The following is a 13674-nucleotide window of genomic DNA, read 5'->3' as shown; positions in this document are numbered from 1 at the left end:
ATTCTAAAGGATAAAGACAAGGTTTTAAACGCTATGGAATTGCCTTATTCCAACGCCAAACTGGAAGCTACCAATAATCTCATCAAAGTCATTAAAAGAAATGCCTTTGGTTTTAGGAACTTTGAAAACTTTAGAAAACGGATTTTGATTGCCTTGAACATAAAGAAAGAGAGAACCAATTTCGTCCTCTCTAGGTGTTAGCTTTTCATCTACCCACTACAGTTGACAAAGAGCCTAAATTTTCTTAACGAATTCTGACTTCAACTTCATGGCACCAAAACCATCGATTTTACAGTCGATATTGTGGTCACCTTCAACGATACGGATACCTTTAACACACGTACCTTGCTTCAGATCTTTAGGCGCACCCTTAACTTTCAAGTCTTTGATTAGAGTTACCGTATCGCCATCCGCCAAACGGTTACCGTTAGCATCGATAGCAACAGGACCACTTTCTTCCTCAGCCACATCAGCTGGATTCCACTCGTAAGCACACTCAGGGCAGACCAAGAGAGCACCATCTTCGTAGACATATTCAGAATTACATTTTGGACAATTTGGTAATGTTTCCATGTTTTTTCAAACTCCTTACATTTTTTCGTCTTCTAGTATAGCATTTGTTGGGGAAATGGGCAAGATGAACAGGTTTTCATTAGCCATTTGAACGACGTAGTTTTTCAAGCGTTTCTTGGAAAATAGCTGGCGCTTCTGCCGTAAATTCGACAACTTCTCCAGTTCTCGGATGGGTAAATCCAAGCGTTCTGGCATGAAGAAACTGACCATGCCCTTTGAGTGTCTTTTTAGGACCATAAGCCTCATCTCCCGCGACCGGATGACCAATATAGGCCATGTGGACACGAATCTGGTGAGTTCGACCAGTTTCCAAGGTCAATTCCACCAAAGTATAGTCTCCAAATCGCTCCAAGACTTGAAAACGAGTAACAGCTTCTTTCCCTTTGGCAGTCACCGCTTGTTTCTTGCGATCTTTTTCAGAACGACCAATCGGTGCCTCAATCATGCCACGGTCATTTGGCAGGTTGCCATGGACAATGGCCCAATACTTACGTAGGGACTTCTTATCTTTCAACTCGGCAGCCAACTTAGTATGCGCTTCATCGTTCTTAGCAATCATGAGCAAGCCAGATGTGTCCTTGTCAATCCGGTGGACAATGCCCGGTCGCAAAACACCATTGATACCTGACAAATCCTTCACATGATACAAAAGGGCATTGACCAGCGTTCCCGATGTGTGACCAGCTGACGGATGAACAACCATTCCCTGTGGCTTGTTGACTACCGCAACATCCTCATCCTGATAGACAATTTCTAAAGGAATATCCTCGGCTACATAGTCGATTTCTTCCACTTCAGGAACCTGATAGGAAATCACATCCCCAACCTGCACACTGTATTTTGCTTTTTTGGCTTGGCCATTGACCAGCACCTGACCATTCTTAATCTGTTCATTGGCAACTGAACGGGACAAATCTGTCAAATCCGCCAAGGCCTTGTCTAACCGAACGCCACCAATCTCAACTCTTACTTCCATTACTCTCTTCTTTCATGATACAAATAAATAAAATTCCTACACCAACCGAAAGGCAGATGTCTGCCACATTAAAAACTGGGAAATTGATAAAATCAAGGTGGAACATATCCACTACATAACCTAGTCTAATGCGGTCAATAAAATTACCCAGAGCACCTGCAATCATCAAGGACAGACTAAACAAGGTCCAGATATTGCCCTGAATTTGTTTGATATAATACCAAATCAAAGCTGTTACAACAACAAGAGTCACAATCGTGAAAAACCATTGTTGATTTTGTAAAATAGACCAGGCTGCCCCATAATTTCTTAAATAAGCCAGACTCATGAAACCTGGAAGAAATGGCTCAACTGTGTCTAATGCAATATTGGCAACTGTCCAAGTTTTCACTAGCTGGTCCAACACAATCAAGACTGCAGCTACTATTGGAAATCCAAACTTTCTCATACTATCCTTTCTTCGCGTCAAAATAACGATGCATCATTTCAATAAAATCTAAGGCGCATTGACTTAATTCACCGTCTACTCGCTTAACATAGACCATGCGATTATCCATTTGATTTTTTATTGGAATGACTGTAATTCCATTAACACTCTCGCTGTCCAAAAATCCAGAACCAGTCGCGTAGGCATCCGTTCTTTCCAAAATTCCATTCAAAGTTGCACGATCCGTCACATCAAAGGTAACCGAAGAATCCGACGTATCAATCAAATTTTCAGAATAATAGAGATAAGCTTCTTTTTCCTGAGTGAATCGAACGGTCGGAAGACCAACCAAATCACTCAAGTCAACCTCATCTTTACTGGTCAAAGGATGATCTTTGCGAATATAGATGTGAGTCTGAAAATCAATTAAATGCTCCACTTCCAGATTCAATTTCTCTAATTTTTGCATAATTCCCTTGGTATTGCGACCGTTTAAATAAATGATACCAAGCTCACTGTAGCCCTGTGCCACTTCATCTAGAATCTGTACCGTCGTGGATTCAAAAATACGAAGATTATGATATTGTGGATGTTCTTTTGAAAATTCTGTAATAAGGGGCGGCAAAAAGTCATAATGTTGACTGGAAATGGAAAAAATCTTCTCTCCCTCTTCTGGTTGTAAATAACGATTTTCAAAATGGTCAAAGCCCTTTACCAAGGCCTGTGCCTTCTCATAAAACTCCATACCTTCTTTGGTTAAGAAAGTTCCTGAACTCGTCCGATTAAAAATCTGAAAACCAATCTCTTTTTCCAAATCCCGAATGGAAATGGACAAACTGGGCTGTGAAACATACATTTTTTCCGCTGCCTCACGAAAGGTACCACTGTTGGCAATGGCAACAACGTAGCGTAATTGTTGAATGTTCATACTTGAAACCTCTTAAAACTGCTTTTTCCATTATATCAAAAAAAGAAGGAAATTGCTGAAAAAGTCAGTCATATCACAGTTTTTTTGAATTCTCGATTTAAACTTATGGACTAATTTTTCCCCTTTAAATAGACAATTTGAGTCTGTTCCTCAAATCCTAATTTCCTATACAACATCCAAGCACCCTCATTTTCCTCTTCAACGGCTATTTGAAAATCTTTAGAATTTCTTTCAATCAGATCATTGATGACCAATTTGACCAAGTTTGTACCAGTACCTCTTCCTCTGGCATCTTCGTCCACTGCTAAACCATATAGGTAGTTGTAGCTTGTAGAAAGGTCTACAGTGCAGGAGCCAAGGACCTTCTCATTATTTTTGATAATATATAAGATACTGTTCTCATCTTGAATCGCTTCTTTAGCATATTGCTCACTAACTTCCAAAGTGGTGTCAAAGGCCCTAGACTGAAAGTTAGCAATAGCAGGGATATCACTTTCTACAGCCAATGCAAAGGTTAAGTCACTCAGGTTTACATCCTCGAATGGTTGACGATTTCTGCATAACCAGGTTTCCCTCTCTTCTTCTGCTACTAGATTCATATTTTCTAATAAATTAGGATGATGCTCTAAGAAGACTTGCTCTGTCACAAAAAGCGGACCGAGAAGTTGATGCTCTTTCTGAATCCTTTCAAAGCATGCTAACAGTTGGCTACCAATTCCTCTTCTTCGGACATCTGGTCTGACAAGTAGGCTCACCTCAGCAAAATCTTCCTTATCATCTGCATAAACCGCTAACAAACCAAGTAAGGTATCTTCCTTATAGGCAAGCAAAAAAGCTGGCATACTTTTATCGAAATTAAGCATATTTGATAAGTAAGGCTGCCGATGACTACCATCTGCAATTTGACATTCTCTATTTAACTGTTGACAAGCTACCAACTCACTTTCAGACAATAGATTTCTACTAACAATTTTAAGATTTTTCATTTCAGAAATCTCCCTTGTTTTTATACTATTCAAAAAATAAAAAGGCCCGATGGACCTTTTTATATGATTATTTAGCGATTGGGTAAACAGATACTTGTTTCTTATCGCGACCTTTACGTTCGAAGCGTACAACGCCTTCTACTTTAGCGTAAAGAGTGTCATCTCCACCACGACCTACGTTAGCTCCTGGGTAGATTTTTGTACCACGTTGGCGGTAAAGGATTGAACCACCTGATACAGTTTGGCCGTCAGCAGCTTTCGCACCAAGGCGTTTCGCTTGTGAGTCACGACCGTTTGACGTTGAACCTCCACCTTTTTTGTGGGCCATAAATTGCAAGTTAGCAAGATTCAAGTTTAACATATGTTATTCCTCCGAATTTCTGTAATGATTGCTTCAAGCTACGCGATTAAGCGTTGATAGCGTTGATAACAACTTTTGTGTAAGGTTGACGGTGACCTTGTTTGCGGTGGCTACCTTTTTTAGGTTTGTACTTGAAGGTAACAACTTTTTTCTGTTTACCTTGTTTTTCAACAGTACCAACAACAGTAGCGCCTGCTACAAGTGGAGTACCCACAACAGTTTTCTCACCACCAACAAGAACTACTTCTTCGAAAGTAACTTCTTGACCTGCTTCAACGTTCAATTTTTCAACGTAGATAGCTTGACCGACTTCAACTTTAACTTGTTTGCCGCCAGTTTTAATGATTGCATATGTGCTCATTATGCACCTCCTATGATTTTTGGGCCTTGCCCGAATTTAATGTGAAGACTCGCCTAGTACCGTGGGACGAACCACTTACTCTACTCTCAATGAAAGAACGGCATTCGTGCGGTTGCACAGGAAATGTGCATAGTCAACAGTCCTATTATAACAAAAACACCTGCAAATGCAAGTGTTTTGTATCATTTTTGTTAAGAACTTAAAATTCCAAAATTCTTCCCAAATTTACTAGGTGAAATTTATATTTCATTTTAAAAAATCATATTAAATTAAATTCATAAGCCTCATGAAATACATATTTAGCTGAACTTCACGCGCGTAATATATGTTTCCGCCATTTACATAGAGCTTTCCACCGTTTAATAAGGCTAGTGGGTGAAAATAGGTATAGGTTTCCTCTGTTGAATTTCCAAGACTTGGTGCCACAACAGTTCTAGAATATTCTTCGGCTAAAGCAAGGGTGTGTTCTCCACCATTTTGGGCGATATAATCAATGTAGGCTGGTCCAAAATTATAAGCCTGAACAGCTGTCCAAACTTCTACTCCTTTTTCTTCAGCTAATTGAAGATTTTCGGTTAGATAGATGACCCCTTGGCGGATGCTTTCTTTGCTATCTGTAATCGTATTGGTATAACCTGTGGCTGACTCACTGGACTGCATGACATCTGCGCTTTCACCTTTTGTTTCGGTATATATCATTGCCAATACCAATTCCTCATTAGCCTTAGTATCGTGCTCTGCTAATACTTCTTGAACCATTGATTGATAAGTCATCACTTGTTTAACAGCGCGATAACCTTGAAAAATCCTAATGCCTATAAAAATCAATACAATCAATAGGAGCAATCTAACTATTTTTTTCATTTATTTACTCTTTATATCTTCAATATTTTTGATGAGAATAGAATAAGTTCCATTATCGTTCTGAATAAATTCTACAGATTCCGCATCTTCATAGACAGAATTCGGGACAATCAGTTCGATACCATTGGATAGAGAGAGTTTTTGATTTTCAAACTTCTTCAACTGACGACTGCTATCAATTTCATCAAAAGTGATTTTGTCTGGAATAACTTCTTTGATCTGGTCAACAAAGTTCAAACGGGCAGTTAGATTGTTATCAAAGAGCTGATCGGCCAATTTTTCAGGAGAAAGTTCATTGTCTTCTTCAAGATGGTTGAAAATGGCTGATTTGACCTTTGATTGAAATTGGAAATCACCTTGATGGAAATTATCAGCAATTTTTTGAGCTGTCTGTTCTACTGCCTTGATCGATTTCTTTGCAGAAATGGCTGGCGTAACTTGCAAGAGGTTGTCAGAAAAGTAATGGAGAAAGGCTCCATTGTGTTTAATTCTTTTCTCAATCAAATGATACTTACGCGTTTGAAGATTGACAATCAAGGCCTCATCTGGAGCCGATCCTGCCCCTGGTAAATTATTTTGAGTGATTTTTAGCGGACTATCACTTTCTGAACCAACATGGGCCAGATTTTCACGTAAGGCAATTCTTAGAAAGGCAAAATGCTCTACACCATTTCGTTCAAACTCGATAAAGATTAAATCATTGGTCTTGAGATTTTCAGAAATGGAAAACTCCTCTTTCCAGAGACCAGCAATTTTGACAGAGCTAGTCAATAAATCTTCATTTAAGAAATCAAGAAAAGGATTGTCTGCTTCAAATTGTCCAGTTTTTGCTTCATCAGAAAAAACTCGCTCAATTTTTTTGCGCAAATATTCTTCTATTTTCGGACTGACAGTCAAAAGCTGGTCAGCAAGGACCAGCTCAGTGTCGTCAGGACTAAATTGATGTATAATAGCTTTTTTTACAAATATATCCATTATAAACCTTCGTAAAGTGGGAAGCGGTCTGTCAAAGCACGTACTTCTTGACGAACTTCTTCTAGAACGGCTTCATTTTCTGCATTTTCAAGGGCTTTGATTGTCAACTCAGCAACCTTGCGAGCTTCTTCGACTCCAAAACCGCGAGCTGTAATGGCTGCAGAGCCAACACGGATACCGCTTGTTTTGAATGGTGAGAGTTTTTCGTAAGGAATTGAGTTTTTGTTGAGGGTGATGTTCACTTCATCCAAGAGATGTTGGGCAACTTTACCGTTCTCAACAACTTTTGTCACATCTACCAAAAAGAGATGGTTGTCTGTGCCGCCTGTGATGACCTTGAAATTAGGGTTGGCAAGGAAGACTTCTGCCATGGCCTTGCTGTTGTCAATAATTTTTTGAGCATAATCTTTAAAGGCTGGATTTAAGACTTCTTTGAAAGACACAGCTTTTGCAGCAATGACATGCTCAAGTGGACCACCTTGAATTCCAGGGAAGATAGCTGAATTGATTTTCTTGATGAGGGCTTCATCATTGGTCAAAATCAAACCACCACGAGGTCCACGAAGAGTTTTGTGGGTTGTTGTTGTTGTGATATGAGCGTGAGGAACTGGGTTCGGATGAAGACCTGCTGCTACAAGACCAGCGATATGAGCCATATCAACCATCAATTTAGCACCGACAGCATCTGCGATTTCACGGAATTTTGCAAAATCAATGGTACGTGCATAGGCTGAAGCGCCTGCTACAATCAACTTTGGCTGTACTTCTTTAGCTTGTGCCAAAATAGCATCATAGTCAAGCAAACCAGTTTCTTCGTCAACGTTGTAAGCAACGAAGTTGTAGGTTTGGCCAGAGAAACTAACCGCAGCACCATGAGTCAAGTGACCACCAGCTGACAGGTCCATCCCCATCACTGTGTCGCCTGGTTCAATCAAGGCCATGTAAGCGGCACAGTTGGCTTGGCTACCTGAGTGTGGCTGAACGTTGGCATACTGAGCACCAAAGATTTCTTTTGCACGTTCAATGGCAAGACTTTCGATGACGTCGACGCATTCTGTACCACCATAGTAACGACGGCCTGGATATCCTTCAGCGTATTTGTTGGTCAAAATAGAACCTTGAGCAGCCATAACTGCTTTAGAAACAACGTTTTCAGACGCGATCAACTCGATATTATTTTGTTGGCGTTTTTCTTCAGCTTGAATAGCTTCCCAAACCTCTTTGTCGAAATCTTTGTAGTCAACTTTGTCAAAAATCATGTGCGGTACTCCTTTGTAAGTGCTTGATAAAGCGATATTGTAATTTGTCAGATTCATATCCCAAATGCTCGTAAAAACGATGGGCTTGTTTACGGTGTTCAGCTGAATTGAGGCGAATGAAAGATAATCCTTTGTCTATAGCTAGTTTTTCAACTGCTTGCAACAACTTTGAACCAATTCCCTTGCCTTGGTATTCTGAAAGAACAGCCAATCCTAGAATATTAAGACCACGATTTGAATACAGACTTTCATAGATTTGGGCATGAATGTAGCCTGATACTTGACCAGTTTCATCGTCCTCAAAAACCAATATAGTATGTCCATTAGTCTCTGAACAACGTTCAAATTGTATTTCTGTTTGCTCAAGAGGCACATCGTAGCCCAAGACTTGTGCATTTATTTCTCTAATTGCTGACAAATCTGCATACTCAATACTTCGAATCATGTCTTAATCCTCAAATTCTATTTCAGGGACAGCAGCTTGGATTTCTTCTCGGCTGATACTGCCTTGACGGAGAATTTTCGCCTTGTCTTCAGAGAGGTCCAAAATGGTTGAATCAATTCCAGTTAAGGCCTCGTCATCTGCAATTCCTTCCAGTTTTTCGGAGAATTGTGATAGAAGTTTGGTAAACTCTTTACCGCTTTCTTGGCCTGAAACGTTAGCTGAAGGTCCGATTAAGGGACCTGTTTCCGTAATCAAACGTAAGGTTTTTTCGTGCTTTGGAAGACGAAATCCAACGGTATCCAGACCTGAATTAACCCAAAAAGGAACTTTTTTGTTCGCTTTTAGGATAATTGTTAGGGGGCCTGGCATAAACCTATTATACAGTTTTTCCAGATAATGGGGGGGATTTTGACTGAAAAAATAAATATCGTTCAGATTTGAGACATTTAAGTTCATTGCTTTGTCCCTAGGGCGTTGTTTCAACTGATAGACATGATTGACCGCTTCTTCATTTAAGGCTTGAGCAAAAAGTCCGTAGACTGTCTCAGTCGGCAAAACCACGGCTCCACCATTTTCGAGGATTGTTCGGAGTTTATCCATTGTCATCCGCGACAACCTTTCTATCCTGACCAAATTGGTCTTTGAGGACTCGGATTCGTTTTTGGGGGAAATGCAGAGCGAGTAAGTTAGTTAGGTCTTGCCCTTGCTTGTAGCCAATTTCAAAGTAGAGTTTTCCATTTTCCTTCAAAAATTCCCCTGCTTGCTCCGCAATTTGTCTATAAATAGCCAGACCATCTTCTTCCGCAAATAAGGCCAGATGTGGCTCAGAAGTCAATACATTGAGTCCAACTTCATCTGTGTCATCTGGTGAGATGTAGGGCGGATTGGAAACGATGATGTCAAAATGCCCTGTCACTGCTTGCAAGACATCCGATTCTAGAAAGTGGACAGAGACTTGATTGGTTTTTGCATTTTCCATAGCCACTGCTAAGGCATCCTTTGAAATGTCAACCGCTACTACTTCCCAATCAGGTCTAGCTTTTGCAAGGGAAATAGCTATGGCACCGCTTCCTGTACCGATGTCTAAGATACGTAAACCTGCTCTGCTATTTTCCTGCAAAATCAAATCGACTAATTCTTCCGTTTCAGGTCTTGGAATTAAAACCCGATTGTCCACCATGAACTCCAAGCCATGAAAATCAGCCTTGCCGATAATGTACTGGGCAGGTCGGTGCTGGGAAAGTTGCTGAAAAATCGCCTCAATCTCTTCTTTGTCAGTCGGTGTGACCTCCTGACGGAGCAGGAGGAGAAATTCCGTAAAGTTCAATCCCTTTAAGCCACGAAAGGTGAAGGACAGGGATTCTGCCTCTTCACCGATTGCGACTAATTGTTCTTCGTATGCTGCAAATAATTGAGCGTAATTCATTATTTGTTAAGATCTTCTAGTTTTTGCGTCTGATCGTAAAGTACAAGAGCATCTACGACTTCGTCCATCTTACCTGACAAGATAGTATCCAGCTTTTGCAAGGTCAAGCCGATACGGTGGTCTGTCACACGGTTTTGTGGGAAGTTGTAAGTACGGATACGCTCTGAACGGTCACCAGTACCAATGGTTGATTTACGCTCTGCATCCTGCTCATCTTGGGCAATCTGTGCAAAGTGATCCGCAACACGGGCACGGATAATCTTCATAGCTTTTTCACGGTTTTTCTGCTGGGTCCGTTCTTCCTGCATTTCTACCTTGATGTTTGTTGGCAAGTGAACGATACGCACGGCAGTTGCAACCTTGTTGACGTTCTGTCCACCAGCACCAGATGCGTGGTAAATATCGACACGAAGATCTTTTGGATCGATGTCGTATTCTACTTCTTCCACTTCTGGCATGATGAGAACGGTTGCTGTTGAGGTGTGGACACGACCTTGGCTTTCTGTCACAGGGACACGTTGGACACGGTGAGCTCCTGATTCATACTTGAGTTTTGAATATACAGATTGACCAGATACCATGGCAACCACTTCCTTGATACCACCGACACCATTATAAGAAGCCTCCATGACTTCAAATCGCCAGCCTTGACCTTCTGCATACTTTTGATACATGGTCAAAAGGTCTCCAGCAAAGAGGGCGGCTTCATCACCACCTGCGGCACCACGGATTTCCAAGATGATGTTTTTGTCATCGTTAGGGTCTTTTGGTAAAAGAAGGATTTTCAGCTTTTCTTCGTAAGCCTCTTTGTCAGCTTTAGCTTGTTTGAGTTCTTCCTTAGCCATTTCCTCCAAGTCAGCATCACCAGAAGATTCTTTAATCATCTCTTCTGCATCGACAATGTTTTGAAGAACAACCTTGTATTCGCGGTAGGCTGTTACAGTATCACGAGTTGCAGCTTCTTCCTTAGACAACTCCATAAAACGCTTGGTATCGCTGACTACATCTGGGTCAGACAACAATTCGCCAAGTTCCTCATAGCGGTCCTCCACCGCCTGTAATTGATCATAGATGTTCATAATTATAAGATATTAAGGGCGTTAAACGAACAAAGCAAAAATAGGAGTTTTGACGAAGGACGAAAGTGTCCTAGGAAAAACTATCTTTTTTGCACAGTTCGTAGCCCGTATTCAATTCCTTTCTAAATATTTGACCGAACACTTCCAGTTAGCTTGTAGGGCGTGTTCATTTCCTTTCTGTAATATGTAGGTCATGGAACAGGCACAGTTCCCACCCTGTTTTCAGTTTTTCAAAAATCGTGCCTTCAGCCTTTGAATTATAACCTTGGGTTACAATTCAATCTCCGGTGAAAAGTAATGTTTGCGGCAAACTGGAATGTAGGTTTCGTTTCCACCGATTTGAATCTGGGCACCTTCATAGGTTGGCTTGCCGTCTTGTGTTCGCAACACCATAGTCGCCTTTTTGGAACAATACTGGCAGATTGTTTTAATCTCATCCAATTTGTCAGCCAAAAGCAACAAATGTTTAGAGCCTTCAAAGAGCTCATTGCGGAAATCATTTTTCAAGCCAAACGCCATGACTGGTACACCTAGCTCATCCACCACTCGTGCCAAGTCATAGACATGATGACGGCGGAGAAATTGCGCCTCATCAATCAAGACACAATAGGGACGCGGCTCCATCTTATCGATATAGCCAAAAATATCCATCTCATCGTCAATGGCCACAGCCTCTCTTCTCATACCGATACGGCTGGAAACAACGCCAAAGGCATCACGAGTGTCCAAGGCAGAGGTCATGATGACAACGGGCTTGCCTTGCTCTTCGTAGTTATGGGCTACTTTAAGAATTTCAATGGTTTTACCAGAATTCATCGTCCCATATTTATAGTATAATTGAGCCACTTTTCACTTTCCAATCTTAAAATTTCACTCCTTCCATTTTATCATAATTTGACCATTTAGGAAATAGAAAAACAAGCCCGTTTTGAGCTTGTTTGATATTAAGACCAGGGGAAAGATAAGAAATTTCCGACACACTCAAAAATGATTTTAGCTACCTTTGGTTTCCACTTGTAGAGCATGACACATCCATAGATTAAGCTGAAGAAGGAAAAGGTAATCAATAAAGGTCCTTCCCATATACTCTTGTCAAAAACAGTTGCTACAAGATACAAAAATAATCCAGCGAGTAGGAACGATAAAATCATACGGTATTTATAGGCCATGAGTAATCCCTCCTTATAAGGATAGTATAGCAAACGATGTAAGCGTTATCGACATTTTTTCCTATTCGCAACCAATCCCATCTCCATCACGATCTAAGTGTGGTGCGTATCCTGGATCTCCAATCCGTACAGGCGCTGCTCCTGCATTTCGAGCAGCTGTACAATTTTTGTAATACACAGTTCCAGCCGATGTTCCTGCGAATTGTTGAATTTGAGCTTGATTTTGTGCTTGGGACTGAGCCTGAGCTACTTTTTGTGCTTCAGCAGCAAGTCTAGCCTCTTCTTCTTTACGAGCTTTCTCAGCGATTGCCATTTCAGCATTCCAATACTTAATGACTATCTTACTATCTTTTCTGATAACTTTATCATTTATTTCGTTAAAGTTCTTACCGTCAATTTCCACACTCTGAATTTGGCCATTCTTACCTATTTCATTGGTTTCAATTGAGGTCTCAGATACCTGATCAAAGCCATTGTTTGTAAATAGTTGCTTGGTATCTGCCACAGTGGTTGTTGTTAGTGAGACTGGTAATTCTGCAAAGCTAGAAAAATCTGAGTAAGTAACCTCAATAGGGATTTGTTTCTTAACGACAGTTTCAATATTTGAAAGATTTTCTATACTCTTACCATTTATTGTAATTTTACTTATTTTCTCATGCTTGGTTTTATCCTTATCAGCTATTGCAGTCCATTTTACATTTGAAAAACCTGCAGTGGTTAGTTGTTTTTCCAACTCCTTCCAATTTCCAGTTGTATCAAGAGTTGTTGGAAATTCAATATTATCTGGACTGACATCAAAATAAGTAATTGTAATTGGAAGTTTTTTAGAGTAAAAGTATCCACTTGTGTAGGTCGATGAACCAATCTCAATCTTATCTACTGTGTCTTTTTTATCAATATTGCCTTTCTCTACTAAAAGTATTGGACTCTTACTCACATTCTCGAATCCTGCATCATCCAATTTCTCCTCAATTTCCGAAAGTTTCTTTGAAGAAAATGCTAATTCTACTGCATCATCAGTAGCAGCATGATAGGTGATTGTAACGGGAGTCGATTTCAAAACTCTTCCTTCTTTCCAATCCTCCCCATCAACAGATACAATCTTCACAAAAGTATCATCAATATTCTCGCCATATTCAATATTGCTTATTTTAATGGTTTCAACTTTTTCAAACCCAGCTTCCTCAAACTGTTTAAGGACTACCTCAATAGATTTATCATAAATCTGATCTTTCATAGGTAACTCAGCTGTCATTAACTGACCGCTAACAACTGTTGTAATTCCTAAACCTCCAATGGCCATTGCAGTTTTGCGATTCAAAATTTTTTTAATTCTCGGAATAGATTCCAAATGATTTGAGTGAGTTGACCATCTATTAAACATATTCTCTAACCTCAACTATTTTTATATGATTATTATAACATGTTAAAAATCGTCATACAATTTTTTCTAGAAAAATTCTTGGATATTGTAAAAAACTATGGTAAAATATACAAAAATTATTCGGAGGTTAGCTATGCCATTTGTACGTATTGATTTGTTTGAAGGACGCACAGAGGAACAAAAAATTTCCCTTGCGCGTGAAGTAACAGAGGTTGTATCTCGTAATACCAACGCGCCAAAAGAAGCGATTCATGTCTTTATCAACGACATGCCTGAAGGAACATACTATCCACAAGGCGAAATGAAACGCAAATAAGAGAAAACACTCTTGCACTAGATGCAGGAGTGTCAGATTGCAGACAAACATCGTTTTGGTGTTTGTCTTTTTTACTGTTTTTAGGGAAAAATAGCTGTTTTGGTGCTTAAACCACCTCATCTGGACAAAATAAAAAGGCCTTCTT

At 40.1% G+C, this 13674-nt stretch carries 18 protein-coding genes and 1 other annotated feature; of the genes, 2 read left to right on the top strand and 16 right to left on the bottom strand.

The window, feature by feature from the left end; genetic code table 11:
- A partial coding sequence (locus tag C1E99_RS07150; protein WP_161951167.1) for a transposase occupies positions 1-201 on the top strand: 201 nt, incomplete at its 5' end.
- Positions 202-234: 33 nt separating this feature from the next.
- Here the strand turns inward: C1E99_RS07150 and C1E99_RS07145 are convergent.
- The 16 genes from C1E99_RS07145 to C1E99_RS07065 all read right to left on the bottom strand — a co-directional run bounded on the left by C1E99_RS07145 (position 235) and on the right by C1E99_RS07065 (position 13213).
- Positions 235-573, bottom strand: a complete 339-nt coding sequence (locus tag C1E99_RS07145; protein WP_105207098.1) for a zinc ribbon domain-containing protein YjdM — start codon at positions 571-573, stop codon at positions 235-237.
- Positions 574-652: 79 nt separating this feature from the next.
- Positions 653-1549, bottom strand: a complete 897-nt coding sequence (locus tag C1E99_RS07140; protein WP_105107106.1) for an RluA family pseudouridine synthase — start codon at positions 1547-1549, stop codon at positions 653-655.
- Positions 1533-1997, bottom strand: a complete 465-nt coding sequence (gene lspA, locus C1E99_RS07135; protein WP_105107105.1) for a signal peptidase II — start codon at positions 1995-1997, stop codon at positions 1533-1535. The genes C1E99_RS07140 and lspA overlap by 17 nt, the downstream gene beginning before the upstream one ends.
- A gap of 1 nt (position 1998) precedes the next feature.
- On the bottom strand, positions 1999-2904 hold the full coding sequence (locus C1E99_RS07130) for a LysR family transcriptional regulator (protein WP_105107104.1): 906 nt from the start codon (positions 2902-2904) through the stop codon (positions 1999-2001).
- A 110-nt stretch (positions 2905-3014) separates the two neighbouring features.
- Positions 3015-3890: a GNAT family N-acetyltransferase gene (locus C1E99_RS07125; protein ID WP_105207097.1), complete on the bottom strand. Its 876-nt coding sequence runs from the start codon at positions 3888-3890 to the stop codon at positions 3015-3017.
- A gap of 67 nt (positions 3891-3957) precedes the next feature.
- Positions 3958-4251, bottom strand: coding sequence for a 50S ribosomal protein L27 (gene rpmA / locus C1E99_RS07120; protein ID WP_009909754.1), 294 nt, complete (start codon positions 4249-4251; stop codon positions 3958-3960).
- 46 nt (positions 4252-4297) lie between these two features.
- Positions 4298-4612 (bottom strand): 50S ribosomal protein L21, encoded by a 315-nt coding sequence (gene rplU / locus C1E99_RS07115; protein ID WP_002941330.1) that lies wholly within the window; start codon positions 4610-4612, stop codon positions 4298-4300.
- A gap of 35 nt (positions 4613-4647) precedes the next feature.
- Positions 4648-4736, bottom strand: a sequence feature (ribosomal protein L21 leader region).
- Positions 4737-4876: 140 nt separating this feature from the next.
- A complete protein-coding gene (locus C1E99_RS07110; RefSeq protein ID WP_105207096.1) occupies positions 4877-5476 on the bottom strand; it encodes a lysozyme family protein in 600 nt (199 codons plus the stop codon).
- A complete protein-coding gene (locus tag C1E99_RS07105) occupies positions 5477-6451 on the bottom strand; it encodes a nucleoid-associated protein (protein WP_105207095.1) in 975 nt (324 codons plus the stop codon).
- Positions 6451-7710 (bottom strand): serine hydroxymethyltransferase, encoded by a 1260-nt coding sequence (gene glyA / locus C1E99_RS07100; RefSeq protein ID WP_105207094.1) that lies wholly within the window; start codon positions 7708-7710, stop codon positions 6451-6453. The genes C1E99_RS07105 and glyA overlap by 1 nt, the downstream gene beginning before the upstream one ends.
- The gene (locus C1E99_RS07095) at positions 7700-8155 is read right to left on the bottom strand and encodes a GNAT family N-acetyltransferase (protein ID WP_105207093.1); all 456 of its coding nucleotides are present in this window, start codon (positions 8153-8155) and stop codon (positions 7700-7702) included. Before C1E99_RS07095 ends, glyA begins: the two co-directional genes overlap by 11 nt.
- Positions 8156-8158: 3 nt before the next feature.
- Positions 8159-8761: an L-threonylcarbamoyladenylate synthase gene (locus tag C1E99_RS07090; protein WP_105207092.1), complete on the bottom strand. Its 603-nt coding sequence runs from the start codon at positions 8759-8761 to the stop codon at positions 8159-8161.
- Positions 8748-9581, bottom strand: a complete 834-nt coding sequence (gene prmC / locus C1E99_RS07085; protein ID WP_105207091.1) for a peptide chain release factor N(5)-glutamine methyltransferase — start codon at positions 9579-9581, stop codon at positions 8748-8750. Before prmC ends, C1E99_RS07090 begins: the two co-directional genes overlap by 14 nt.
- Positions 9581-10660 (bottom strand): peptide chain release factor 1, encoded by a 1080-nt coding sequence (prfA, locus tag C1E99_RS07080; RefSeq protein ID WP_105207090.1) that lies wholly within the window; start codon positions 10658-10660, stop codon positions 9581-9583. The genes prmC and prfA overlap by 1 nt, the downstream gene beginning before the upstream one ends.
- A 270-nt stretch (positions 10661-10930) precedes the next feature.
- On the bottom strand, positions 10931-11506 hold the full coding sequence (locus C1E99_RS07075; protein ID WP_105207089.1) for a thymidine kinase: 576 nt from the start codon (positions 11504-11506) through the stop codon (positions 10931-10933).
- A gap of 384 nt (positions 11507-11890) precedes the next feature.
- On the bottom strand, positions 11891-13213 hold the full coding sequence (locus C1E99_RS07065; protein ID WP_105207087.1) for an excalibur calcium-binding domain-containing protein: 1323 nt from the start codon (positions 13211-13213) through the stop codon (positions 11891-11893).
- 133 nt (positions 13214-13346) lie between these two features.
- On the opposite strand from C1E99_RS07065, the gene C1E99_RS07060 reads away from it, so the two are divergent.
- Positions 13347-13529: a 4-oxalocrotonate tautomerase gene (locus C1E99_RS07060; protein ID WP_105207086.1), complete on the top strand. Its 183-nt coding sequence runs from the start codon at positions 13347-13349 to the stop codon at positions 13527-13529.
- Positions 13530-13674: the final 145 nt, after the last annotated feature.

The sequence above is a fragment of the Streptococcus suis genome (genome assembly GCF_002964045.1).
In the GTDB taxonomy this organism is placed as follows: Bacteria; Bacillota; Bacilli; order Lactobacillales; family Streptococcaceae; genus Streptococcus; species Streptococcus suis_U.
The sequence above is the reverse complement of the archived record's forward strand: the minus strand, read 5'-3'. Positions and strand labels throughout refer to the sequence as shown.